This is a genomic window from Mycobacterium sp. NBC_00419, assembly GCF_036023875.1.
Taxonomy (GTDB): Bacteria; Actinomycetota; Actinomycetes; order Mycobacteriales; family Mycobacteriaceae; genus Mycobacterium.
The window spans coordinates 3,261,792-3,286,706 of the sequence record NZ_CP107931.1 but is presented as its reverse complement, the minus strand read 5'-3'; the positions used below and the strand labels follow the sequence as shown (position 1 = coordinate 3,286,706).

21 protein-coding genes are annotated in these 24,915 nt (G+C 68.2%); 11 read left to right on the top strand and 10 right to left on the bottom strand.

The window, feature by feature from the left end:
• Positions 1-22: 22 nt before the first annotated feature.
• Positions 23-1,513, top strand: a complete 1,491-nt coding sequence (locus OG976_RS15545) for a bifunctional phosphatase PAP2/diacylglycerol kinase family protein (RefSeq protein WP_328350327.1) — start codon at positions 23-25, stop codon at positions 1,511-1,513.
• Here OG976_RS15545 and OG976_RS15540 read toward each other — a convergent pair.
• Positions 1,467-2,132, bottom strand: coding sequence for a phosphatase PAP2 family protein (locus OG976_RS15540; RefSeq protein WP_328350326.1), 666 nt, complete (start codon positions 2,130-2,132; stop codon positions 1,467-1,469). The genes OG976_RS15545 and OG976_RS15540 overlap by 47 nt on opposite strands.
• Positions 2,133-2,321: 189 nt before the next feature.
• Here OG976_RS15540 and OG976_RS15535 point away from each other — a divergent pair, with 189 nt between their 5' ends.
• The 4 genes from OG976_RS15535 (at position 2,322) to OG976_RS15520 (ending at position 7,698) form a co-directional block, all read left to right on the top strand.
• Positions 2,322-3,713 carry a sulfatase family protein gene (locus tag OG976_RS15535; protein WP_328350325.1) on the top strand — a complete coding sequence of 464 codons (1,392 nt, stop codon included), beginning with the start codon at positions 2,322-2,324 and terminating at the stop codon, positions 3,711-3,713.
• A 68-nt stretch (positions 3,714-3,781) separates the two neighbouring features.
• Positions 3,782-4,585 (top strand): trehalose 2-sulfotransferase, encoded by an 804-nt coding sequence (gene stf0, locus OG976_RS15530; protein ID WP_328350323.1) that lies wholly within the window; start codon positions 3,782-3,784, stop codon positions 4,583-4,585.
• Positions 4,586-4,633: 48 nt separating this feature from the next.
• Positions 4,634-6,409, top strand: coding sequence for an ArnT family glycosyltransferase (locus OG976_RS15525; protein WP_328350321.1), 1,776 nt, complete (start codon positions 4,634-4,636; stop codon positions 6,407-6,409).
• 71 nt (positions 6,410-6,480) lie between these two features.
• Positions 6,481-7,698: an alpha/beta hydrolase family protein gene (locus OG976_RS15520; protein ID WP_328350319.1), complete on the top strand. Its 1,218-nt coding sequence runs from the start codon at positions 6,481-6,483 to the stop codon at positions 7,696-7,698.
• Here OG976_RS15520 and OG976_RS15515 read toward each other — a convergent pair.
• Positions 7,688-8,581: an SAM-dependent methyltransferase gene (locus OG976_RS15515; protein WP_328350317.1), complete on the bottom strand. Its 894-nt coding sequence runs from the start codon at positions 8,579-8,581 to the stop codon at positions 7,688-7,690. The two genes, OG976_RS15520 and OG976_RS15515, sit on opposite strands and share 11 nt — an antisense overlap.
• Before the next feature lie 33 nt (positions 8,582-8,614).
• Positions 8,615-9,517: an oxygenase MpaB family protein gene (locus OG976_RS15510; protein WP_328350315.1), complete on the bottom strand. Its 903-nt coding sequence runs from the start codon at positions 9,515-9,517 to the stop codon at positions 8,615-8,617.
• Positions 9,518-9,599: 82 nt separating this feature from the next.
• Between OG976_RS15510 and OG976_RS15505 the strand changes: the two genes are divergently transcribed.
• Positions 9,600-10,220 (top strand): TetR/AcrR family transcriptional regulator, encoded by a 621-nt coding sequence (locus OG976_RS15505; protein WP_328350313.1) that lies wholly within the window; start codon positions 9,600-9,602, stop codon positions 10,218-10,220.
• Here the strand turns inward: OG976_RS15505 and OG976_RS15500 are convergent.
• Positions 10,217-10,798, bottom strand: coding sequence for a VOC family protein (locus OG976_RS15500; RefSeq protein WP_328350311.1), 582 nt, complete (start codon positions 10,796-10,798; stop codon positions 10,217-10,219). The two genes, OG976_RS15505 and OG976_RS15500, sit on opposite strands and share 4 nt — an antisense overlap.
• A gap of 193 nt (positions 10,799-10,991) precedes the next feature.
• On the opposite strand from OG976_RS15500, the gene OG976_RS15495 reads away from it, so the two are divergent.
• The 4 genes from OG976_RS15495 to OG976_RS15480 all read left to right on the top strand — a co-directional run bounded on the left by OG976_RS15495 (position 10,992) and on the right by OG976_RS15480 (position 16,708).
• Positions 10,992-12,113, top strand: a complete 1,122-nt coding sequence (locus OG976_RS15495; protein WP_328350309.1) for an alpha/beta hydrolase — start codon at positions 10,992-10,994, stop codon at positions 12,111-12,113.
• Positions 12,089-13,075, top strand: coding sequence for a 2-hydroxyacid dehydrogenase (locus OG976_RS15490; protein ID WP_328350307.1), 987 nt, complete (start codon positions 12,089-12,091; stop codon positions 13,073-13,075). Before OG976_RS15495 ends, OG976_RS15490 begins: the two co-directional genes overlap by 25 nt.
• Positions 13,053-14,390, top strand: a complete 1,338-nt coding sequence (locus OG976_RS15485; protein WP_328350305.1) for an MFS transporter — start codon at positions 13,053-13,055, stop codon at positions 14,388-14,390. The genes OG976_RS15490 and OG976_RS15485 overlap by 23 nt, the downstream gene beginning before the upstream one ends.
• A 119-nt stretch (positions 14,391-14,509) precedes the next feature.
• A complete protein-coding gene (locus OG976_RS15480) occupies positions 14,510-16,708 on the top strand; it encodes an acyl-CoA dehydrogenase (protein WP_328350303.1) in 2,199 nt (732 codons plus the stop codon).
• 84 nt (positions 16,709-16,792) lie between these two features.
• Here OG976_RS15480 and fadD2 read toward each other — a convergent pair whose 3' ends face one another.
• The gene (gene fadD2 / locus OG976_RS15475; protein WP_328350301.1) at positions 16,793-18,472 is read right to left on the bottom strand and encodes a long-chain-fatty-acid--CoA ligase FadD2; all 1,680 of its coding nucleotides are present in this window, start codon (positions 18,470-18,472) and stop codon (positions 16,793-16,795) included.
• A 64-nt stretch (positions 18,473-18,536) separates the two neighbouring features.
• Here fadD2 and OG976_RS15470 point away from each other — a divergent pair, with 64 nt between their 5' ends.
• Positions 18,537-19,748, top strand: coding sequence for a DNA polymerase domain-containing protein (locus tag OG976_RS15470; RefSeq protein WP_328350300.1), 1,212 nt, complete (start codon positions 18,537-18,539; stop codon positions 19,746-19,748).
• Here the strand turns inward: OG976_RS15470 and OG976_RS15465 are convergent.
• Genes OG976_RS15465 through OG976_RS15445 form a run of 5 tightly spaced genes read right to left on the bottom strand, consistent with a single transcriptional unit; the run spans position 19,727 to position 24,915 of the window.
• A complete protein-coding gene (locus OG976_RS15465) occupies positions 19,727-20,449 on the bottom strand; it encodes a siderophore-interacting protein (RefSeq protein ID WP_328350299.1) in 723 nt (240 codons plus the stop codon). The two genes, OG976_RS15470 and OG976_RS15465, sit on opposite strands and share 22 nt — an antisense overlap.
• 15 nt (positions 20,450-20,464) lie before the next feature.
• Positions 20,465-21,346 carry a type VII secretion protein EccE gene (gene eccE, locus OG976_RS15460; protein WP_328350298.1) on the bottom strand — a complete coding sequence of 294 codons (882 nt, stop codon included), beginning with the start codon at positions 21,344-21,346 and terminating at the stop codon, positions 20,465-20,467.
• Positions 21,346-22,695, bottom strand: coding sequence for a type VII secretion-associated serine protease mycosin (mycP, locus tag OG976_RS15455; protein ID WP_328350296.1), 1,350 nt, complete (start codon positions 22,693-22,695; stop codon positions 21,346-21,348). Before mycP ends, eccE begins: the two co-directional genes overlap by 1 nt.
• Positions 22,692-24,083, bottom strand: coding sequence for a type VII secretion integral membrane protein EccD (eccD, locus tag OG976_RS15450; protein ID WP_328350294.1), 1,392 nt, complete (start codon positions 24,081-24,083; stop codon positions 22,692-22,694). The genes mycP and eccD overlap by 4 nt, the downstream gene beginning before the upstream one ends.
• A 16-nt stretch (positions 24,084-24,099) precedes the next feature.
• Positions 24,100-24,915: an ESX secretion-associated protein EspG gene (locus OG976_RS15445; RefSeq protein WP_328350292.1), complete on the bottom strand. Its 816-nt coding sequence runs from the start codon at positions 24,913-24,915 to the stop codon at positions 24,100-24,102.

The following is a 24,915-nucleotide window of genomic DNA, read 5'->3' as shown; positions in this document are numbered from 1 at the left end:
TCGACCCGGCTACGTTGGATTTATGAAGTCGCGAAGCTTGCTTGACGCCCAGGGCATCCGTCAGATCACCGGCGGACTGGGAACCCTAGACCGCGAGGTGTTCGAGGCAGTCGCCGAATCCCCCAGCGTTCTGCTGGACAAGGCCATGCCGATCCTTACGCGGGCAGCCGACCACTCGAAGCTGTGGCTGGGCATCGCGGCGGCCCTGACAGCGACGGGCTCGCCGTCGGTGCGCCGTGGTGCCAGCCGGGGCGTGGCGACACTAGCGGTCACCAGCCTGCTGACCAATCAGGTGGCCAAGCGGGTGTGGAAACGTCCCCGGCCCAACGGGACCCTGGTGCCGCTGGTCCGGCGGGCCCGTCGGATGCCGACGTCGAACTCGCTGCCATCCGGGCATTCCGCGAGCGCCGCGGCATTCGCGGTCGGCGTCGGCCTCGAAAGCCCGCCGCTGGGTCTGGGGCTGGCGCTGCTGGCCGGACTGGTCGGCCTGTCGCGGGTGGCTACCGGCGCCCACTATCCCGGCGACGTGTTCGCCGGATTCGGGATCGGCGCTGCGGTGGCGGTCCTGGGCGCGCGACTGGTGCCGCCCATTGTTCCGGCCAAGCTGCCGTCCACCGAACCGCTGCGCGTCGACACCCCGCAACGCCCCGAGGGCGAAGGCGTCGTGCTGGTGGTCAACCCGGCCTCCGGCAGCGGCAACGGCGCACGGGTGATCGACGAGGTCCGCGAGAAGCTGCCCAAAGCCGAGATCGTGGAACTCGGCGAGGACGACTCCCCGGAGTCGGTGCTGCGCGAGGCCGCGCAACGCGCCGAGGTGCTCGCCGTCGGCGGCGGCGACGGCACCGTGTCGTGCGCGGCGGCGGTGGCAGTGGACACGGGTCTGCCGTTGGCGGTGTTCCCGGCCGGCACCTTCAACCACTTCGCCAAGGACATCGGCTGCGACACCGTCGATCGCACGGTGTCGGCGATCCGCACCGGCAGCGTCTCCCGCGTCGACCTGGTCTGTCTCAACGACGACCAGACGGTGATCAACACCGCGAGCATCGGCGCCTACCCGAGGTTCGTGCGCACCCGCGAGAAGCTCGAGCACAAGATCGGTAAACCGCTGGCCGGGCTGTACGCGATGCTGCACACCTTGCGCCGTGAGAAGCCGGTGCGCATCCGCTACGACAACAAGACCCTGCAGACCTCGCTGTTCTTCCTGGGCAATTCGGTCTACCTGCCTTCGGGTTTCGCCCCGGCGCGGCGCACCAGGCTCGACGACGGATTGCTCGACGTCCGCATCCTGGAAACCGGCCGGCGGCTCAGCCGGCTGCGCATCCTCAGCGCGCTGGCACTGGGCCGCCTGGAACGCAGCCCGCTCTACCACGAGATGCAGGTCCCGCAGTTCTCCTTCGAAGCGGTCGACGGCCCCACCGAGGTGGCCCGCGACGGTGAAGTCGGCAGCACCTACGACACGGCCAGCTTTACCGCACAGTATCGAGCTCTGCCGGTGTTTCGGCCGCTGCCGTGAGCGGCCGCGGCGGCACCAGCCGCACACACACCAGGTAGTAGAGGAAACCGAGCGCCCACCCCGCGACCACGTCGGACGGGTGGTGGACGTTGAGCACCACCCGGCCCACTCCGACCAGGACGATCAGCACCGCCCCGAGCAGCGCGAGCGGCAGCCGCAGCCGTCCCGCCACCGGCCACACCACGGTGAGGATGGCCAGCACGCCGACCATCACGCCCAGGGCGTGCCCGGACGGGAACGACGACGAGGCCGCCTCGGCCATCGCCGTGACCGGCCGGGGCCGGCCCGCGATCGTCTTGGCCGTTTCGGTGACCAGACCCATCAAGCCCACACTGAGCGCCAGGAACAATGCGGTCCGCATGCTGCCGCGCAGCACCGCGATCACGATCAACACCAGCGCGATCACCCGAAAACCGGTGGGGCCGAACACCGTGCAGAACAGCTGCCAGGACGACACCCAGCCGGGTCGGCTGATGCCGAAGTCGTAAAACACCCGCAACGACACGGTGTCGACGGTGTCCAGCCACGCCCAGTTATGGACGTAGCCGATCCACATCGCGGCGTAGACGAACACCGCGCCCACAGCCCCGATGAGCACCCAGCGTGTTCTCAAACTCATCTCCGCGAGGGTAACGCCACGGCGGAAAACCGAGCTTGAAAGCGCCGTGGCGTTACGCTCGGCGCGCGAGGCGCAACGAAAACCCAGGTAATCGGCCGGAGTGAAACCCTTGCCGTCGATGCCGGCTCAGGGCAGCCTCGCACGGCGAGGCAAGGTTGAACCGGCAGGAACCGAACGGAGGCATCCCGCGTGAGCGAGGCGCAACAGGACAACGTGCTGATCGTCCACTGGCATGACCTGGGCCGCTCCCTGGGCGTCTACGGCCATCCCGGAGTCGTCAGCCCGCACCTGGACCAGCTCGCCGCCGACGGCATCCTGTTCACCCAGGCCCACGCCACCGCGCCGCTGTGCTCGCCGTCGCGCGGGTCGCTGTTCACCGGCCGCTACCCGCACAGCAACGGACTAGTCGGGCTTGCCCACCACGGCTTCGAATACCGGCCCGGCGTCCGCACGCTGCCCCAGGTATTGCACGAACACGGTTGGTATTCAGCTCTTTTCGGAATGCAGCATGAGACCTCGTTTCCCGCGCGGCTGGGCTTCGACGAGTTCGACGTCTCGAACTCGTTCTGCGAGTACGTCGTCCAGCGGGCCCAGGAGTGGCTGGTCGACAGCGCTCCGATCGAGGAGGGTATTCCCTTCCTGCTCACGGCCGGGTTCTTCGAGACGCACCGGCCCTACCCGCGCGACCGCTACGAACCTGCCGACACCTCCGACGTCGAGGTGCCCGACTCGCTGCCCGACACCCCCGAGGTGCGCGGCGACCTGGCCGAGTTCTACGGCTCGATCACCGTCGCCGACGCCGCCGTCGGCCGACTACTGGACACCCTGGCCGAGACCGGACTCGACCAGAGCACCTGGGTGGTCTTCGTGACCGACCACGGCCCGGCCTTCCCGCGCGCGAAGTCCACGCTGTACGACGCGGGCACCGGCATCGCCCTGATCATCCGACCGCCGCTGCGGCTCGGCCGCCCCGCACAGGTCTACGACCAGCTGTTCAGCGGCGTCGATCTGCTGCCCACGCTGCTGGGGTTGGTGGGCATCGCCCCGGGCGACGACATCGAAGGCCTCTCGCACGCCGCCAATCTGACTGGCGTGCAGGATGATCGGCACGAAGTCCGCGATCACGTCTATACCGAGAAGACGTACCACGATTCGTTCGACCCGATTCGGGCCATCCGCACCAAGGAATACAGCTACATCGAGAACTACGCGCAGCGCCCGCTTCTCGACCTGCCGCTGGACATCGAGGAGAGCCCGTCGGGACAGGCGGTCGAGCCCTTCATCACCTCACCGCGGCCGCCACGTGAGCTCTATGACCTCGTCGCCGATCCGACCGAGACGACCAATCTGCTCGTCGGTGAGGTCACCGACGACGCCGAGAAGATCGCCGACGAACTCGCCGTCCGGCTCAACGACTGGCGCGAGCAGACCGGTGATGTCATTCCGTCGGAGTTCGCCGGGACCCGCATCGCGGCCCGCTACACCGAGACGTACTTCCAGATCAACGGCATCACGTTGACCAGCCGCTCGGCCATCGCCACCGAGCGTGGCATCGATGACGAAGTTGGCTTCGCACAATGATTTTCATCAAGGGGAGTTAAACCAATCCCCCGCAGCGCAGTGCGGGAAGTGCCGTTAGGCTCTGCCCCATGCCAGACCCCGCGTCCGCATATCTGGTGCTCGCGTCGCAGCGCAGCGGCAGCACATTGTTGGTCGAGTCGCTGCGCGCCACGGGTGTGGCCGGTGAACCGGCCGAGTTCTTCCAGTACCTGCCGAGCACCAGCATGTCGCCACAGCCCCGGGAGTGGTTCGCCGACGTCGACGACGACTCGATCCTGCGGCTGCTCGACCCCCTGATCGAGGGCAAACCGGACCTGGCACCCGCCGAGATCTGGCGTGATTACATTCGCACCGTCGGCCGCACCCCCAACGGCATCTGGGGCGGCAAGCTGATGTGGAACCAGACACCCCTGCTACTCAGCCGCGCCAAGGATCTTCCCGACCGATCCGGGTCGGGCCTGCTGTCGGCCATCCGCGACGTCGTCGGCAGCGATCCGGTCCTGATCCACGTCTACCGTCCCGATGTCATCTCACAGGCCGTGTCGTTCTGGCGGGCCGTACAAACCCGGGTCTGGCGCGGCCGTCCGGACCCGGTGCGAGACGCCAGGGCCGAGTATCACGCCGGGGCGATCGCCCACGTGGTGACGATGTTGCGCGCCCAGGAGGAGGGGTGGCGCACCTGGTTCGTCGAGGAGGACGTCCACCCGATCGACGTCCCCTATCCGGTGTTGTGGCGCAACCTGACTCAGGTGGTGGCGCAGGTACTCGAGGCCGTCGGCCAGGATCCGCGGCTGGCCCCGGCCCCGGTCCTGGAACGGCAGGCCGACCAACGCTCCGACGAGTGGGTGGACCGCTACCGCTCCGACGCCGAGCGCGAGGGCCTGCCGACCTGAGTCGGTAATCCACAGCAACTTCCCAGACGGTTACGGCACCGTAGTGCCGTGACTTTGCGTTGGCCCCGCTTCGCACTACTCGGCCTGCTGGTCGTCACCGCCGCGCTGTACCTGTGGAACCTGTCGATCAACGGCTACGGCAACGCCTTCTACGCGGCGGCCGCGCAGTCGGGCGCCAAGAGCTGGAAGGCGTGGTTCTTCGGCTCGCTGGACCCCAACAGTTTCATTACCGTCGACAAGCCTCCGGCCTCGCTGTGGGTCACCGGCCTCTCGGTTCGCCTGTTCGGGATGAACAGCTGGGCCGTGCTGGTTCCCGAAGCGTTGATGGGTGTGGCCGCCGTCGCCGTCCTGTACGCGACCGTGCGCCGCACGCTCGACGATCCGACCCGGGGCGCGGTAGCCGGTCTGATCGCCGGGTCCGTACTTGCCGTCACGCCGGCCGCCACCCTGATGTTCCGCTACAACAACCCCGACGCGCTCATGGTCCTGCTGATCACCGTGGCGGCGTACTTCCTGATGCGCGCGGTGCGCACGGCGTCGTGGCGGTGGCTGGCGCTCGTCGGTGTGGCGTTGGGTTTCGCATTCCTGACCAAGATGCTCGCCGCACTGCTGGTGCTACCCGCCTTCGCGCTCACCTACCTGCTGTTCGCCCCGACCACTGTGGCCCGGCGAGCGCTCCACGTCGCGGGAGCCGTTGGCGCCCTGATTGTTTCGAGCGGTTGGTGGGTGGCGGTCGTCCAGCTGTGGCCGGCCGATTCGCGGCCGTACATCGGAGGATCCACCGACGACAACGTGCTCAACCTGGCATTGGGTTACAACGGGGTCGACCGCATCGTCGGTGGCGGCAACCACGTCCATCCGCCGGACGCGCACGCTGGCGGCTGGGGTACCCATGCGGGGCCGGCACGGCTGTTCTCGGCCGAGATGGGTTACGAAATCTCCTGGCTGTTGCCCGCCGTCATCGTGGCGATCGGTGTCGGGACCTACCTGGCGGTCCGGGGGCGGCTGACCCGCGTCGAGAAATCCGCCCTGGTCATGTGGACCGGATGGTTCGTGGTGAGCGCCGCGGTGTTCAGCTACATGAGCGGCATGGTGCACCCCTACTACACCGTCGCGCTGGCGCCGGCCGTCGGCGCGCTGATCGGCTTGACCGCAGTGTGGAGCAGACCGGGCGCTGCGGTGATGACGCTATCGGCGGCCGCGTGGAGCGTAGTGCTGTTGCACCGCGCGGAGCTGGGACCGGCGTGGAGCCGTTGGGCCATCGGGATCGCCGCGGCCGCCGGGGTGATCGCGTTGGCAGCCGCCCTGTGGAGATGGCCGCGACTGACCCCGGTCGCGGCGGCGCTCGCCCTGCTCGCCGCCCTGAGCGGCACCACGATGTTCTCGGTGGCCACCGCAATCACACCGCACAACGGATCGATTCCCAACGCTGCCCATACCGCCACCGTATGGCCGACCGTGGGGCAGCGGTTCGAGGAGACCGCGATGATCGGAGCGGGCTCAGCGCACGTCGACCCGAAGCTGGCCGAGCTACTGCGCGACACCCACACCACCTGGTCGGCGGCCACGCCGGGCTCGCAGGCGGCGGCCTCGCTGGAGCTTGCCACCGGAACGGCGGTGATGGCGATCGGCGGATGGAGCAGCGATCCCGTGCCCACCCTCGACCAGTTCATCGAGGCGGTTCACGCCGGCAAGATCAGCTACTACATCGACAGCGGGCGGCTGCGCGGCCGCGACCCCAACGGCACCGACATCGCCCACTGGGTGGCCGGCCATTACCGGCCGATGAAAGTCGGCGGGACGACGGTGTTCCGGCTGTCGTGACGCATCCGGGCCGCTAGCATCCGGACGGGGGTTACCAGCGCTCAGATGTCCCCCGGAAAGGCGATACGACGATGACGTCGAATGTCGACTTGCCCATTCCGGTTCCGGTGCCCGACGTGCCGGGTGCCGACGCCGGACGCGGCGGCCTACCGGCCCGCTCGGACCTGACCCTGCTGCAGCGGACCGTGGTCGACACCTCCGCGATCGCCGACCTCGCTCTTCGCACCGCGATCTCGTCACTCATCGGGGCCACGCTGCTGCCGTCGGTCGCCACCGGACTTCTTCGCGGGTCGGGGGCCAAGCGGGAACGCACGAACCTCGAGTTCTACGCCGAGCTCGGGAGCCATCAGGATCCGGCGCTGTCGTTCCCGGCGCCCACCGTGTCACCGGTCGTCACCAGCCGACCGGGGAACGCGGTCGCCGAGTACATCGCGCACGGCAACGTCCACAACATCTCGTTCGAGAGCAGTTTCGAACCCGTCAACCCTGCCATGCGGTCACACTGGAAGACGTTGGAGCGCAACAACACCGTGTGGGCGCAGCATTGGCGCCACGGTGACGGCCCACGGCCCACCCTGTGCGTCATTCACGGGTTCATGGGATCGGCGTACCTGTTCAACGGACTGTTCTTCTCGCTGCCATGGTTCTATCGCACCGGCTACGACGTTCTGCTCTACACCATGCCCTTCCATGGCCGGCGCGCCGAAAAGGGTTCTCCCTTCAGCGGTTACGGGATCTTCGCCCAGGGCCTGGCCGGATTCGCCGAGACCATGGCCCAGGCGGTGCATGACTTCCGGTCGGTGCTGGACTGGTTGCGCGAGACTGGCGTCGACCGCATCGCGCTGACCGGGATGTCACTGGGCGGCTATACCTCGGCACTGATCGCCTCGGTCGACGACCGGTTGGAGGCGGTGATCCCCAACGTCCCGGTGGTCACGCCGGAATCCGCATTCGACCAGTGGTGGCCGACCAGCAAGCTGGTGGCCCTGGGCCGCAACCTCGGCGGCATGAGCCGCGAGGACTCGGTGGCCGCGTCGGCTTACCACTGCCCCTTGAACTACCGTCCGCTGGTGCCCAAGGAGCGACGGCTGATCATCACCGGGCTGGGCGATCGGCTAGCCCCGCCCGAGCAGGCCGAGGCCTTGTGGGAACACTGGGATCGTTGTGCGCTGCACTGGTTTCCCGGCAACCACATCCTGCACGTCAGCCAGCCTGAGTATCTGCGACGCACCAACCGATTCCTGCGACCGCTGATGTGGGACCAGCCCGACGTTCGGGTCAGTTCTTGACGGCGCTGACCAACGAGTTGGATTGCACCATCGGAAAGGCCTCCGTGCCCGGTTCTGGGAGCGGTCGCTGCAATCCGGCCAGCAGTTCGGACAGCGGTGTCCGTTGGGCGCTCCATCCATGCGCGCCGAACCACTCGGCGGCGGGGGCGAACATCTGGTTGTAGATCAGGGTGAAGAAGGTGCCGTCGGTACCGGCCGCCCGCTCAGCGCGTTTGGCCGCCTCGAATGCCTGCGGCGGCATGGGCTCGCCCTCTTCGATTGCCGTGAAGCTGCCTGAGGCGGCCAGGGCGTCGATACCGGTGAACAACTGCTCCTGAGTGCCGGCAGGCAGATACATCAGCAACCCCTCGGCCAGGAATGCTGCAGGTTGGCCGGGACGAAAGCCGTTGTCTTTCAGCGCTTGTGGCCAGTCCGACCGAAGGTCGACGGCGATCTCACGGCGCTCGGCGTTGGGTTGGTCACCTCGCCGGGTGAGCACCTCCCGTTTGAAGTCCAACACCTTCGGCTGGTCCAACTCGTAGATGACCGTCTCGTCCGGCCAGTCCAATCGGTACGCGCGCGAATCCAAACCGGCGGCCAAAATCACCATCTGCCGAACACCGGATGCCACCGCCGCCTGAAAGTAGCTGTCGAAGAAGTGCGTACGGGCCGCCTGAAAGTTCACGAAGTGGGCACCGAATTCGCCCGTCAGCTTGCTGGCGGTTGTCGACCCGTCGAGGACCTCCGACCAGTGACCGCCGACCGTACGACAGAACACCTCGGCATACTCGTCGATCACCAGTGGGTCGGGCTTGCGCGCTTCCAGCGCCCGCGCCGAGGCGACGAACAGCGCCGTCGATCCGACGCTGGTGGTGATGTCCCAGGTGTCATCGTCAGTACGCACGTCCGCGAGGGTACGCGCGGAATCTGACAGTCGTCAGACCAGTGGGCGCCCGGTGCGGATCCGCCAATCCAGATCGCGCAACAGCACATTGAACGGGAACGCCCGCACAAACCGTGGGGCGAGGTTGTTACCGAACCGGATCGCGCTCATCAGCCGGTCGAACTGTCGCTGCTTGTCGGCATTCCATTCCAGCCGCATCTCGTCGCGGAACTTCTGCGGCAGGAATCCGGTGGTGATCAGCAACGCCAGGGCCTCGTTGGCGCGCTGAACCGGACCGGGTAGCCGCACACCCCGCAGCCGCGACACCGCGATCGGATACAGGTAATGCCGCACCGCGTCGTCGATGTGGACCTGGTCCAGCGACTCCTGCCAGTACCGGTCGAACGCCGCCCGGTCGGCCGGCCACATCGATTCGGGAACCTGCAAGGTGGTTCCCAACGCCATGCCGTCGCGGTAGTGCCGGTCGGCGGTCTCGTCGTCCATCTCGCCGACGAAGATCCGGTAGATGTCGACGGCTCCCTTGTACAGGCACGCAGCCACCCACAGCTGGAGGTCTTTGTCGAAGGCGTTGTACTGCACCGGGCTGTCGTCGGTCGAGTACACCTGGGCGTGCGACTTGTTGACCGCGCGGCGGTAGGCCTTCTTCTGTTCCTCGCTGCCGCCGGTGGCCACCGCCAGGTAGGTGAAGGTGGTGCGGGCCCGCTTGATGGGATGGCGGTCCACCCGGCCGCTCTCCACCCGGCTCTCCATCACGCCGTAGCCGACGCCGGGCCGGGCCAGCTGCATGATCACGTTGGCGGGTCCGGCCAGCAGGGCCACCCCCATCAGGCCGTCGTCGATACCGGCGGCCCGCTTGGCCCCGGGGCGGTGCGCCGTGGGGAGCGGCGGCGCGCTGACGGCGCGCTCGACGTGGCTGACGGGTTCGCTGATCGTCACTGCTGCCTCACCTGTCGCATGATCTGAGAACCAATGTTTCCTGATATTGCCGGTTCGCCGCGGCCGGTGTCAAGATGTCGTGATGACGCAGGCGAGGCCCTACGGCGGCGTGGACGCCGCCGACCGGCTGGCCCGGCGTCGGGCGAGCCTGCTGCAGGCGGGCATGGAGCTACTCGGCGGCGACGCGGACCCGGCCGAGCTGACCGTTCGGGGCATCTGCCGCCAGGCCGGGGTCGCCACCCGCTACTTCTACGAAAGCTTCGCCGACAAGGACGAGTTCGTCGCGGCGGTGTTCGACTGGGCGGTCGCCGAGTTGGCCGCGACCACCCAGGCCGCAGTCGCGGCAGCGCCGCAGGCCGAGCAGAACCGCGCCGGCATCGCCCACATCGTGCACAGCATCGAGCACAACCCCCGCCTGGGCCGGCTGCTGTTCAGCGCCCAGCTGTCCAACTCCACCGTGGTGCGTAAGCGCCAGGAGTTGGGTCCGCTGTTCGCGGTGTTGTCGGGTCAGCACGTGCAGGCGACGCTGCATCGCCCGGCCAACGATCGGATCAAGGCGTTCGCGTACTTCGTCGTCGGCGGCGTGGGGCAGACCATCAGCGCGTGGCTGGCCGGTGACGTCGGTCTGTCGGCGGCTGAGCTCGTCGACCAGATCACCGCGATGATCGACGAGGTCGGGGATCCGCGGCTGTTCGGCGACTAGGGCGCGGCGTGCATCCGCGGCCGGCGATCGGCTGCGGTCTTGGGCACCGTCGTCGCGTCACCCTCGACGAATTCTTTTGTCCAGCAGGCGAACTCGAGCAGGATGCCGTCCGGATCGGTGAAGTAGAACGACCGCACGTACACCCCCGGGTGGACGGTGCGCGCCGCCTGCGACGGGCTGTTGTCGTGGTTGAGCACCGGCCCCACCCGCACACCCTTGTCCTTGAGGCGCTGGCGGTACTCGTCGAACCGCTCGGCGGGCACGTGGAAGGCGATGTGGTTCATCGAACCGACCGCGGTGACGATGTCACCGACTCCGGGCAGTGCCGCCGGTGTGGTCTCCCCCGTGTGCCCGTCGGGTGCGTCGGTGAACCAGAAGAACGCCACGCAGTCGCCGTGACCGGCGTCGAAGAAGAAGTGCTGGCCCATGCCGTTGGGGAGATCGAGCGATTTGATCAGCGGCATCCCCAGCACGCCGGTGTAGAAATCGACGGTGCGCTCCATGTCGGAGCACACCAACGCCACGTGGTTGATCCCGCCGAGTTCGAACTCCCGGTTGGTGAAGTTGGGCCTGATCATGAACTGCTCCCGGTCGCGCCGCACTGTCACCTCGAAAGTAACACCAGCCGGGGTTCTGATTGCCCAGGTCAAATGCTTTCGAACGCAAGATCGCGCGATCTGGCCGACGAAGCGATTCTCCAAGATCAGGAGTGCACCGCGACGTGCACGAATATCGTCTCCTCAGCAATTCACGCCCAAGGAGGTGCTGACCATGGCAACGCCGGGAGTCGTTCGTGAGTTCGTCGGCGTCGCGTCGCCGACCGCCCGCCGGGCCGGCGCGGGCGGGCACCCCTGCCAGGGCCTCTACCACCGCGGCGTGGGACGCAAGCCGAAAGTGGCGATCATCGCCACGCACTACCAAATCGACTTCTCCGAGCACTACCTCGCCGACTACATCGCCACCCGCGGCATCGGCTTCCTGGGCTGGAACACCCGATTCCGCGGCTTCGAGAGCAGCTTCCTGCTCGACCACGCGCTGGTCGACATCGGTGTCGGTGTGCGTTGGCTTCGCGACGTCCAGGGCGTGGAAACGGTTGTTCTGCTGGGTAATTCGGGAGGCGGTTCACTGATGGCCGCATACCAGTCCCAAGCCGTCGAGCCCAATGTGACGCCGCTGGAGGGTATGCGGCCCGCAGCGGGGCTGGGCGAACTGCCCGCCGCCGACGGCTACGTCGCCAGCGCGGCCCATCCCGGACGTCCCGAGGTGCTGACCGCCTGGATGGACGGGGCGGTGCTCGACGAGAACGACCCGGTGGCCACCGATCCCGAGCTTGATCTATTCGACGAACGCAACGGTCCCCCGTTCTCCGCCGAGTTCGTCGCGCGCTACCGCGCTGCTCAGGTGGCCCGCAACCACGCGATCACCGACTGGGCCGGCACCGAACTCAAGCGCGTGCAGGCGGCGGGATTCTCCGACCGGCCGTTCACCGTCATGCGCACCTGGGCCGACCCCCGGATGGTGGACCCGACCATCGAACCCACCAAACGTCAGCCCAACCTCTGCTACGCCGGGGTGCCGGTCAAGGCCAACCGCTCAGCACACGGCATCGCCGCGGCGTGCACGCTGCGCAACTGGCTGGGCATGTGGAGCCTCGAGACCGCCCAGACCCGCGCCGAGCCGCACCTGGCCCGCATCAGCTGCCCGGCACTGGTGATCAACGCCGAACAGGACACCGGGGTGTTCCCGTCCGACGCCACCCGGATCTTCGACGCGCTCGCCAGCACCGACAAAACCCGGGTTTCCGTCGACACCGACCACTACTTCACCACGCCGGGGGCACGCAGCGAACAGGCCGATACCATTGCCAGATGGATCGCCAAGCGGTGGCACTGAGAGTGCTCGCACACTTCCTGCCGACTGAGACAGTCCTGGAAGTCGTTGCCCCCGAATCAGATTGGCTCGATGTCCGGTGGTGCCACGAAGACGACGACGCCACCCTGCACCGCGAGCTGCCGCAGGCTGACGCGATCTGGCACGTGCTGCGCCCGCTGTCAGGCGAGGACCTGCGGCGGGCGCCGAACCTGCGTCTGGTGCACAAATTGGGCGCCGGGGTCAACACCATCGACGTCGACACCGCGACCGAACTCGGTGTTGCCGTGGCCAATATGCCCGGCGCCAACGCACCCTCGGTCGCCGAGGGCACCGTCTTGTTGATGCTGGCCGCACTGCGCCGACTCCCCCACCTCGACCGTGCCATCCGCCAGTGCCGGGGCTGGCCGACGGACGCGACGCTGGCCGAAACCGTTCGCGACATCGGAAGTTGCACAGTGGGCCTGGTGGGCTATGGCAACATCGCCAAGCGCGTCGAGGCGATCCTGCACGCGATGGGCGCAACGGTGTTGCACACCAACACATCCGACGATGGCACCGACACCTGGCGACCACTGGAGGCGTTGCTCGCCGACAGTGACATCGTCAGCCTGCACCTGCCGCTGACCGCTGCCACCGACAAGCTCATCGACCGTGCCGCCCTGGACCGGATGAAGCCGGAAGCCCTGCTGATCAACACCTCTCGCGGCGGGGTCGTCGACGAACAGGCCCTGATCGAGGCGTTGCGCGGCGGCCGGCTTGCCGCGGCCGGGCTCGACGTGTTCGCCGTCGAACCGGTGGCCCATGACAATCCGCTGCTGGAGCTGGACAACGTGGTCCTCACCCCGCACGTCACCTGGGTCACCCGCGATACCATGCGCCGCTACCTGGTCGAGGCGGTCGACAACTGCCGCCGTCTACACGAGGGGCAGGATCTGATCAACGTCGTCAACGGGAGGCAGTATGTCCGTCGCATCCACCGATGAGCTGTCGCTGGAAGCACGCACGCTGCGCAAGGTGATCATCCGCGCCGTGCCGTTCCTCATGGCGATGTACTTCGTCAACTACCTGGACCGCACCAACCTCGGTATCGCCAAGGCCGACATCAGCGAACACCTGCAGTTGACGTCGACGATGTTCGGGCTGGCGTCGGGCATCTTCTTCATCGGCTACGTCCTGGTCGAGGTGCCCTCCAACCTGGCGCTGGAACGCTTCGGTGCCCGCCGCTGGCTGGCCCGCATCGCGGTGTCGTGGGGAATCGTCGCGGTGGCAATAGGATTCGCGCCCAATGCCACCACGTTGCTCGTCTTGCGATTCCTGCTGGGCGTGGCCGAGGCTGGGCTGTTCCCGGGTGTCATCTTCTATCTCACCCGCTGGTTCCCCCGCGCCTACCGGGCCCGCATCGTGGCCATGTTCATGATGGCCAGCCCGATCGCCGCGGCCGTCGGCACCCCGGTGTCGGCGTGGCTGATCTCGGCAGGTGAAGGCAAGTTCGGTTTGGCCGGCTGGCAATTCATGATGATCTCGGTCGGACTACCGGCAATCGTCCTCGGCATCATCTGCTGGTTCTATCTCACCGACCACCCGGCCGACGCCCACTGGCTGGCACCCGAGGAACGGCAATGGCTGATCGGCGTGCTGGCCGCCGAGGAACGAGAAGTGTCCGACACCTTCGACTTCCCGTTGCGGCGCGTGCTGCGCAGCCCCCGGATCTGGGCGCTGTCGGTGGTCTACTTCGGCATCGCCTACGGCCTGTACGCGCTCGCGTTCTTCCTGCCGTCGATCATCACCGGATTCAAGCAGACCTTCGGCGTCCACCTGTCCATCGTCCAGGTGGGACTGATCACCGCGGTGCCCTACACCTTGGCGGCCATCGCCATGTACCTGTGGTCACGCCACTCCGACCGCACCGGTGAACACGTCTGGCACGTCGCCCTCCCGATGTTGCTGGGCGGCTTGGCAATTCCGGTGGCCCTGTACCTGCACAGCCCGCTGCTGGTGATGATCCCGGTGAGTATCGCGGCCATGGGCGTCTTCAGCGCCATCCCCAGCTTCTGGGCACTGCCCGCCCAGTTCCTCACCGGGGCTGCGGCCGCGGGCGGGATCGGGCTGATCAACTCGATCGGCAACCTCGGCGGCTTCGCCGCGCCGTACGCCACCGGCGCGCTTAATCAGTTCACCGGGAACGACAAGGCCGGCATGTGGGCCGTCGGCATCTTCATGGTGATCTCCGCGGTGGTCGTCGTGGTGTTGCGCGCCACCCCCGATCCGAAGACCGCCGAGTCCGCGCCCAGGTCGTGATCCCCGTGGCCGTCGACCGAAACTGAGATCTGATCGCAGACTCGGTCTCGCCCGCGGGTACCCTCGGTCCCAACCCACCGGTTAATTGACATGCTCAGCCGACACAGGAGTCTGTGAACATGCCCATCGCCATCACTCCCGAGCACAACGATCTCGCCGATTCAGTGAAGTCCCTCGTAGCGCGCGTGGCGCCGTCGGAGGTTCTGCACGACGCGCTGGAGAACCCGATCCCCAACCCGCCGCCCTACTGGCGGGCCGCCGCCGAGCAGGGCCTGCACGGTCTGCATCTTGCCGAGTCGGTCGACGGACAGGGTTTCGGACTGCTGGAGCTCGCCATCGTCCTGGCCGAGTTCGGCTACGGCGCGGTGCCCGGCCCGTTCGTGCCGTCGGCGATCGCCAGCGCACTGATCTCGGCCAACGATCCCGACGCCAAGGTGCTCAGCCAGCTCGCCTCCGGTGAGGTCATCGCGGCCTATGCGCTGGAGTCAGAGCTGACCGCCAGCGAGCAGGGCGACGGCATCGTCATCCGCGGCGAAGCGCGCTCGGTGGCGTCCGCCGCGCAGGCCTCGGTGCTGGTGCTGCCGGTCGCCATCGGAAGCGGTGTCGAGTGGGTGGTGCTCGACGCCGCCCAACTGGAGATCGAGCCGGTGAAGTCGGTCGACCTGCTGCGTCCCGTGGCGCACGTGCGCGCCAACGGCGTCGAGGTCAGCACTGATCAGCTGCTGTCTAACCTGTCCCAGAGCGCCGGGCGGGCTATCGTCACCACCCTGTTGTCGGCCGAGGCGATCGGCCTGGCCCGCTGGGCCACTGACACCGCGGCGGAGTACGCCAAGATTCGCGAACAGTTCGGTCGGCCGATCGGTCAGTTCCAGGCCGTCAAGCACAAGTGCGCCGGGATGATCGCCACCACCGAGCGGGCCACCGCCGCGGTGTGGGACGCCGCCCGCGCCCTCGACGAGGCGATCGAGAAAAAGTGGGACAACGGCGAGACGGCCTACGAGTTCGCCGCGGCCGTCGCCGCGACCCTGGCGCCCGCCGCCGCCCAGCACTGCGCGCAGGACTGCATTCAGGTGCACGGCGGTATCGGCTTCACCTGGGAGCACGACACCAACGTCTACTACCGCCGCACACTCGGGCTGGTCGCCGCGTTCGGCCGGTCCTCGGACTACCAGCAGAAGGTCTTCGACACCGCCACCAGCACAGGCATGCGGCCGGTCAACATCGACCTCGACCCCGAGACGGAGAAGCTGCGCGACGAGATCCGCGCCGAAGTCGATGCGCTCAAAGAGATTCCGCGCGAACAGCGCACCACCGCGATCGCCGAGGGCGGCTGGGTGCAGCCGCACCTGCCCACACCGTGGGGACGCTCGGCCAGTCCGGTCGAGCAGGTCATCATCGCCCAGGAGTTCAGCGCCGGCCGGGTTCGCCGCCCGCAGATGGGTATCGCGGCCTGGCTGATCCCGTCGATCGTCGCCTTCGGCACCGACGAGCAGAAGCAGCGTTTCCTGCCGCCGACGTTCCGCGGCGAGATGATCTGGTGCCAGCTGTTTTCCGAGCCGGGCGCCGGCTCGGACCTGGCCAGTCTGACCACCAAGGCCACCAAGGTCGACGGTGGCTGGCGCATCACCGGTCAGAAGATCTGGACCACCGCCGCGCAGTTCTCGCAGTGGGGCGCGCTGCTGGCTCGGACGGACCCGAGCGCACCCAAGCACAACGGCATCACCTACTTCCTGCTCGACATGAAGAGCGAAGGCGTCGAGGTCAAGCCGCTGCGCGAGCTCACGGGCAACGCGCTGTTCAACACGGTGTTCATCGACGATGTCTTCGTTCCCGACGAACTCGTGCTCGGCGAGGTGGACCGCGGCTGGGAGGTCAGCCGCAATACCCTTACCGCAGAACGTGTTTCGATCGGCAGCAGCGAGCCGGGCTTCCTGGCCAACCTCGACGGCTTCGTCGAGTTCGTCACCGAGGGCCACTTCGACCAAGTCGGGCATCACACCGCTGGTGAGCTGATCGCCGAGGGGCATGCGGCCAAGCTGCTGAACCTGCGCTCGACGCTGCTGACGCTGGCCGGTGGCGACGCCATGCCGTCGGCGGCAATCTCCAAGCTGCTGTCGATGCGCACCGGGCAGGGCTATGCGGAGTTCGCGGTGTCGTCGTTCGGTATCGACGGCGCCATCGGCGATCCCGACTCGTTGCAGGGCAAGTGGGCCGAGTACCTACTGGCCAGCCGTGCCACCACGATCTACGGCGGTACGTCCGAGGTGCAGCTCAATATCATCGCCGAGCGGCTGCTCGGCCTGCCGCGCGACCCGTAATCCGCGCCGAGATCGACGAAATGTAGCGATCTACTCGCACTTTCGCGCCCGTTCGTTGGTTTGGGCGCAAGGGGCGGGCGGGCGCTACTGGATTTCGATCTGCCGCAGTTCGCGTTTGAGGATCTTGCCGGTGGGGTTGCGCGGTAGCTCGGCCAGGAAGACGACCTCGCGCGGAACCTTGTAGCGCGCAAGGTGTTCGCGCACATAGTTCTTGATGGCGTCCTCGGTGGTCTCGGCCTCTTCCTTGAGGACGACGAACGCCCGCAGCCGGGCACCCCACTCGGGATCGTCGACCCCGAGGGCGGTTGCCTCGATGACGTCGGGGTGACCGCTGATGAGGTCCTCGACCTCGGCGGGGAAGACGTTCTCGCCGCCGGAGACGATCATCTCGTCGTCGCGGCCGCTGACGAACAGCAGCCCGTTGTGGTCGAAATAGCCGACGTCACCGGAGGACAGCAGCCCGTCGATGATCTGCTTGTTGCCGCCGCCGGTGTAGCCCTCGAACGGGAAGCTGTTGCCGACGAAGATCCGACCCACCTCGCCCTGCGGCAGCTCGTGGCCGTTGTCGTCGAGGATCCTGATCTTGGTGCCGCGGACCACGGTTCCGACGGTGGCCGGATTCTTCTGCAGCTCGTTCGGTCCGGCGATGGTGGCCAGCGCCACTTCCGTTGAGCCGTACAGGTTATAGATGACCGGCCCCAGGTGCTTGAGTGCACGGGTCGCCAGTTCGGCGCCGAGCTGCGAACCCGAGACGAACACGATCCGCAGCGATGACAGGTCAGGCTTGGTGTCCATCTTCTCGAAGGCGTCGAGCATCCGGGAGAGCATCACCGGGACGACCACGATCGCCGTCACGTTGTGCTTAGGGACGTCCTCGAGCACGGTGACCGGCTTGAACTTTCGGTGCAGCACCAGTGTGCTGCCCAGCGTCAGCGCAATAGTGGCGTGCAGGTAGCCCAGCGCGTGGAACATCGGCGACGGCAGCGAGGTCACCTCGCCGGCCTTGAACGGAACGCTGGACAGCACTCCGCCGATCGGTGCCAGCGTCGGCGGGGTGTGTCGGGTCGCGCCCTTCGGCGTGCCGGTGGTGCCGCTGGTGAGGATGACGATTGAGGACCGCCTGGTGGCCTTCGGCGCGGGGGCGCTGCTGCTGCGGGCGATGAGTTCGGCCAGCGTCTCGTCGGTGCTGCCCGAGGGCTCCGGCTTGTCCGGGTTGGTGCCCAGCGCACGCAGCTTGCCCAGCGGCGGCTCCGAGAGCTTGACGGCCTCGGTGTACTCATCGTCGTAGACGATGACCCGCGCGCCCTCGCGCTCGGATACGTCGCGGATCTGGGGACCGGAGAACTCGGTGTTGAGCATGATCGTGCGGGCCCCGACCCGGGCGGCGCCGTAGTTGGCGATGACGAACCAGCGGTGGTTGCGGGCCAGGATCGCGACCCCGTCACCGCCCTTGACACCCATCGCCAGCAGTCCGTTGGCCACGGCATTGACCGCGTCGTCGAGTTCCTTGCACGTCAGGGAGCCCTCGTCGTCGATGACGGCCAGCCGGCTGGGGGTGCGGCGGGCGTTGAGGGCGGGCACCATCCCGATCTCGCCCCACCGGCGGATGTCGGCGACCATGCCGACCAGGTTCTGCGGTGGCTCGAGCCCGAACGCCCCGGACTCGATCATCTTCTGCAGGTAGTGCAGTTCGGCGGCACCGCGTTCGGCCAGCTTCTGGGCCTTGGCCAGTGCCTTCGAGGGCAGGTCGATGAGACTAGACATGCCGCCACCCTAGGTGACTGCGGTCACGGGCCGAGCGGAATGCGCCGGTAACTAGCATTGCGTTATGGAGGGCTTCATCGGCGTCGGGGACCGCCAGGTCAGCATCAGCCATCCCGACAAAGTGGTGTTCCCGGGTGTCGACGGCCGTGACCCGGTGACCAAAGCCGACCTCGTCGACTACTACCTGGCCGTGGCCGACGGCGCGCTGCGCGGTGTCCTCGACCGGCCGATGATCCTCAAGCGCTTCGTCAAGGGCATCACCGAGGAGGCGATCTTCCAGAAACGCGCCCCGGAGAAACGTCCGGACTGGATCGACGTCGCCGAGCTTCGGTACGCGCGGGGAACCTCGGCCAAGGAGGCCGTGGTCCATGAACCGGCCGGGTTGGTGTGGGCGGTCAATCTGGGGTGCGTCGACTTCAACCCCCACCCGGTCCGGTCCGGCGATCTGGACCACCCCGACGAACTGCGGATCGACCTGGACCCGATGCCGGGTGTGAGCTGGCCGCAGATCCTCGACGTCGCGCAGGTGGCGCGTGAGGTACTCGAAGACCACGGCCTGACGGCGTGGCCCAAGACGTCCGGGTCGCGCGGCTTTCACATCTACGCCCGCATCGCACCCCAGTGGCCGTTCAAGCAGGTGCGGCTGGCCGCCGAGACGGTGGCCCGCGAGGTGGAACGGCGCGCACCGGAGTTGGCGACGAGCCGGTGGTGGAAGGAAGACCGCCAAGGCGTCTTCGTCGACTTCAACCAGAACGCCAAGGACCGCACGGTCGCATCGGCCTATTCGGTGCGGGCGTTGCCCGATGCCCGCGTCTCGACTCCGTTGGAGTGGGACGAGGTTCCCGGCTGCCGGCCCGAGGCCTTCACGATCGCCACTGTTCCGGCGCGCTTCGCCGAACGCGGTGATCCGTGGGCGGCGATGGACGCTGCGGTCGGCTCGCTGGACGGGCTTTTGCGGCTGGCCGAAGAGCTCGGCCCGGCCGAGAAGCCCCCGAAGGGCAGCAAGCCGCTGATCGAGGTGGCGCGCACCAAGACCCGGGACGAGGCGATGGCCGCTCTCGACGTCTGGCGCTCGCGTCATCCCGCGGCTGCGGCACTGCTGGCGCCGACGGACATCCTGGTCGACGGGATGCGCGGGCCCAGCTCGATCTGGTACCGCATCCGCATCAACCTCGAACACGTACCCGCCGCACAGCGCCCCGACCAGGAGGCGCTGATCGCCGATTACAGTCCGTGGGAAGGCTATTCGGGCCGTCAGGCCCCCTCGGCCCAGTAGGCCTGGGCCTTGATCGACGTGCGCGGAATGCGATAGGCCTCGCGCAGCACCTTGGCTACGGCCCGGGTCGTGCGGTTGTCGGTAGCCACCCAGCCGAAGTGGTCCTCGGCGTCGTACGCGGCCGCGCTGACCGCCTCGACAAGGGCTGCACCGGATTCCCCGCGCTCGATCCAGACCACGTCGGTGTCGCGGCCGACCGGCAGCGTCGGGTCGTCGTCGTGCCCCGCGCCGAGAAATACCTTGGCGGGTGCATCGCCGATGGCGTCGAGCAACGTATTGATCGCGGGCAATGATGCTGTGTCACCGACGATCAGGTAACCAGCCGGCTGCGGCGCCGGCAGTGCGAAGCTACTTCCGAGCACGGTCGCGCCGATGGTGTCGCCGGGCTGCGCCGCGCACGCCCATCGGGAGGCGATCCCGTCGTGCAGCGCGAACTCGATGTCCACCGAGTCGTTGTCCGGGTCGGGATTGACCAGGGTGTAGCCCCGCTGGTGCAGCTTGGCGCCGTCGGGAAACCACATCCGCACCCACATGGTCGGGTGGACGGGCCGCTCCGCCAGTAGGCCGCCGGCTGAGAAGTTCAGTCGCAGATAGTGTTCGGTGATCAGTTCCTGTCCGGTGACGGTCAGTTCGTAGTCGCCGGCCCGCAGCAGTTTGAGCATGGCGCCCTGCCAGCCGCGGGATAGTTTCGTGTCAGTCATCGGTTCTCCATTTCTTCAGGTGAGCAATCGGGTGCTCGACAGCGGGTGAAGCGCGGCCAGTGCACTGGCTTGGCGGCCGGTGATGGCCGCCAATCCCGGCAGTGGGCTCGCGGCAGTCGGTGAGTCCTCGGTCCGTATCGCGATGCCGGCGATGATCTGCGGGTCCGACCGTCTGCCCGCGATCTCCACTACCGACCAGCACTCGGCAAGCTCGGAACCGACGATCGGGGCCGAGCCGGTCTCGACGGCGTACGCGGTGAGGAATCCCCGCGAATCGCGGACCGACCGCCACCCTTCGCGGGCCTCACCGGCCAACATGTCGGGCACCTGATCGGGTTCGGCGAGGTGTGCGGTCCAACCCAGGTCACCGAGGTGCTCGATGAGTCGGCGGGCAGCATTGCGGGCGGTGTCGTGCAGCGGCATCCGCGCGGACCTGGCCCGCAGAGCAGCCAGATTCTCTGCCGCACTGAACCTCAGTCCGATCCACATCCTTCGGTCGGCGCCGGCGAGGCGGGTGGTGATGCGGATCGAATCGCAGTGCAGACCATAACGATCGAGGTAACCGGCCAGCATGTCGGTCGGCGGATGGCCGTTGCTGCCGTCGACGCGCAGCAGCACCGTCGTCAGCGCGTCGAGTTCGGTGACAGTATCGGCTGCCGAGGGCATTCGGATCGCCCTGCGCTGCAGAGCAATACGGGCACGGTGCCCGAGAATCGTGGTGACGAACCGGCCGCGCCACCACATCAGGACCATCAGCGCCAAGCCGGCCGCGCCGGCGAGGACCCAGCGGTCGGTCGCCGACCGCCAGGGGTAGGCGAAGGTCGCCGACATCACCGCCAGCACAACGACTGTCAGGCGAACCGCACTAGGCCGGGGCGGGCGCGTCATCCGGCTCATCAGGATTCCCTCGTTCGGCGACGCACCACGACGACGGTGACGGCGGCTGCCAGCAGTGCGGTACCGACGAAGGCCACGGTCCGCGGTGTGTGATCGATCGGCGGTGGTTGGACCGGAGCGGCCAGGCGTCTGGTCGTCGGCGCGGCACGGTCCGGGGGGCTCACCGTCCAGGTCAGCGCACCGACCGGGTCGAGGGTTCCGGCCCCGACCAGGTTGGACGGGGACTGCGCGGCGTTGTGCGCGGTGCCCGTCAGTCGCCGCACCACCTCGTCGGCCTTCATCGCCGGATAACGGCTGCGCACCACAGCGGCCGCCCCCGCGACGTAGGCGGCGGCGTAGCCGGTACCGTCCAGTGCCGCCATCCCGCCGCGGCCGTCCGGCATCCCGTCGGCCAGGCCGCCTGCCGCGTCGTTGCTCAGCGACACGATGTTCGTACCGGGTGCGGCGATCCCCACCCAAGGCCCGGCCATGGTGAAGTCAGCGGGCTGCCCGTCGGCGGCCAGCGCACCGGCCGACAGCACGTACGGCTGCCACCACGACGGGACCGACACCGAGGTGACGGCGGCCCAGTTGCGGGGATCCGACGGGTGCGCCGGGCTGCCGAGCGGGTTGGCGGAACAGCCGTCGGAGCCCGCGGCGCCACCGGAATCTCCTGCCGCGGCGACGATCACGGCGTCCTTGTCAACGGCGGCGTAGCGCAGTGCCGCTCCCAGGGCCTGCTGGTCGCCCACGTGATCGGGTGCCAGACAGGTGACCGTCGAGATGCTGATCACGGTGGCGCCGAGGTCGGCGGCGCGCACCACCGCGCGGGCCAGGGTTGCGACGTTGACGCGAGCCGCAACGTCACGGGGGTCCTCCCCCGGCGCACTGGGCGCGAAGCGCGGCGAGGACTGCCGGATCGACAACAGCCGTGCGTCCGGTGCCACACCGACGAAACTGTCGGGTCCGGATTGGCCGCCGATGATTCCGGCCACCGCCGTGCCGTGTCCATCGCAGTCGGTGAGCCCGTCGCCGGTGGACACAAAGTCGCCACCCCCGATCACATTCGGGAGCCGGGGACCGGGCTGCACTCCGGTGTCGATGACGGCCACGGTCTGCCCGTCGCCACGCGAATACGACTGCACGGCCGACACGTTCAGCATCTGCTGGTTGACGGTCACCGACTCGGGATCGGTGCCGGGACGCATCGCGGTCCGCACGCACTCGGCGCGTTGGGTCACCGCCGCAACCGGGCCGCCAGCACCGGACGGCGTCGGCACCGCCGGGTCGGCGACCGGCGGGCTCAGCGCGGCGGCCGACGGCCCGGTGACCAACAACGCCACCACGACCAGTGCGGCGGTGCGCATCATCGATCCAGAACCCAGGCGAAGATGCCGACGAGGTAGGCCGCCACCGGAATCAGCGAGGCGTCCACCGCGGCCGCCGCGAATCCCACCAACCGCCGCACCGGCAACGAATACCGCTGAGCGGAAGCCAGATCCGGGCTGGCGGCCACCAGCATCCACACCGCGGTCAGCGCGGCCAGCACCATCAGGGTCCACATGGCAGCGACGAACTGGCGCTCGGCGACGTACATCGCCAGCAGTGCACAGCAGACCAGGACCGGCTGGGCCAGCAGCCAGGCCTTGCACGCGGCGCTGTCCCACACCCGGGAGCGCAGAACTGCGGCAGCCGCGGCGGCCGCAATCAGGTACCAGCCCCACCCGGCGGGACCTCCCGGCACCGAAGCCACGAACAGTGACCCCGCCACCGACACCACCACTGCGCCTGCGATCAGGCCGGTCTGATGGGCTTCGGCGATGCGCACCCGCAGCGGCAGATCGGCAAGCAGTCGGTCGGGCACGCCGGCCGGTATCGGGTCGCCTGGTGCGGGAATGACCGGCAGCGGGAACCGGGCCCATGTCGCGGCCACCTGCGGAGCCGACACCGTGACCAGCAGGCCGATGACGATCAGTGCACAGCCCGCCGACACGGTGGGCAGTTGCCACAGCGCTGCTGCCCCCGTCACCAGAAGTGTTGCAACACCGACAATCCCAGTCGCGGTGAAGACAGCAACCCAGTCGTCGCTCTGGGTCAGGACGATCAACGACCACGCGGCCACACCCGCGGCCGCCAGCATCACCTGCGGTGGCCCCCACGTCCCGGGGACGGCAAGCCCGAACGCCGAGGCGATCGGTACCAGTGCCACCACCGACACCTCGGTGGCGATGCGCGCGGAGGACCGGCGCAGTACGAGGGCCGCCGCGGCGGTCAGGGCGGCGAGCGCCGACACCGCGTAGAGCCCGGCGACCGACCCGGTCGCGGCGCGGTGTGCGAAGGCCACCGCCGATAACGCCACGACGAAGGTGGCCGAGGCGAGTCGGGCACCGCCTCGCAGCCGACTCGGGCCCCACGGGCGCCTACGGGCTTCGGAGAAGATGACGGCCGCGTCGGCGACGTCCTCGACCACCCCGGGCGATGTGTGCTGCTGCGACACCGGCTGCAGCGCCAGCAGGTCACCGTCGACGACACCGACGGTGTCTAGACTGGCGTCCACGGTGAACGGTGCACCGCCGATCGGGGCCAACGTCATCGGGGTCAGATCGTCGTCGCCGGGCGACTCCGGGCGCGGCACCAAGCGGGCAACCGCGGGCACGATCTCGCGCAGCGGAACGTCGGTGGGCACGGCAATGTCGGTGATCCGGCCGTAGGCCAGAACGGCGATGCGCACGATCGGCAGCACCGGGGTCTCGGTCATCGTTGTTCTCTCCTGATTACGTTCGGTGTTCGGCGAAGTCGCGAACCAGCACGGACTCCGGGAACCAGCGGCCCTCGGGCAGGGTGTCGGTGAGCCGGTCGAGCGCCGCACCGATCGCCAACGGTGTGCCGGGGGCGAACGTCGACAGCCATGTCCCGTCGTCGGCCCGATGCGGACTGATCAGCAGGCGGCCGAGGTGCGTGTCGACGATCCCGACGCCGACCTCCGTAAGGCTGTGCACGCCGTCGCGGGCGCATCCGGCCCGCACCTCCACATAGCTGCGTGGCCCGGTGAACACCGAGCGCACCACGGCGGTTGCCGACGGCGGGATGCCCAGATAGTCCAGGACGCTGTCCAGCTCGGCCCCGGCGCGCAGCCGGTCGTCGGCGCGCTGACCGGCCCGCATGGGCATGACGAACTCGGTGAATCTCGTTGCCGGCCGGCCCTGCAACGGCGCGGTGACCGCGGCGGCCAGTGCCACGGGATCGACGATGTCGAGTTCGGTGACGGTGACCAGGTGACCGCTGCGCAGCACCGCGACCGTGTGGTCCCCGCGTCGGGCGATCAGCCCCCGCAGCATGCGGGCTGCGCTGCCGCGCACGTAACGCAGTTCGAGCCAGAACTCGGGTGCGCACGCGGTACGTATCCAGCGGGCTACCGCCGGCTCCACAACCCCACGTGGCGACAGCACGCCCACGCCCGCCAGTTCGGCGCGGGGATCGGTCTGCGGCGGGGTGATCGCCAGGACCCATGGAAATGATCCGGCGCCAATGCTTTCCGCGACGCACCAGGCGGCGTCGGCGGTGAGCTCGACCGCGTTATGTGCGGTCAC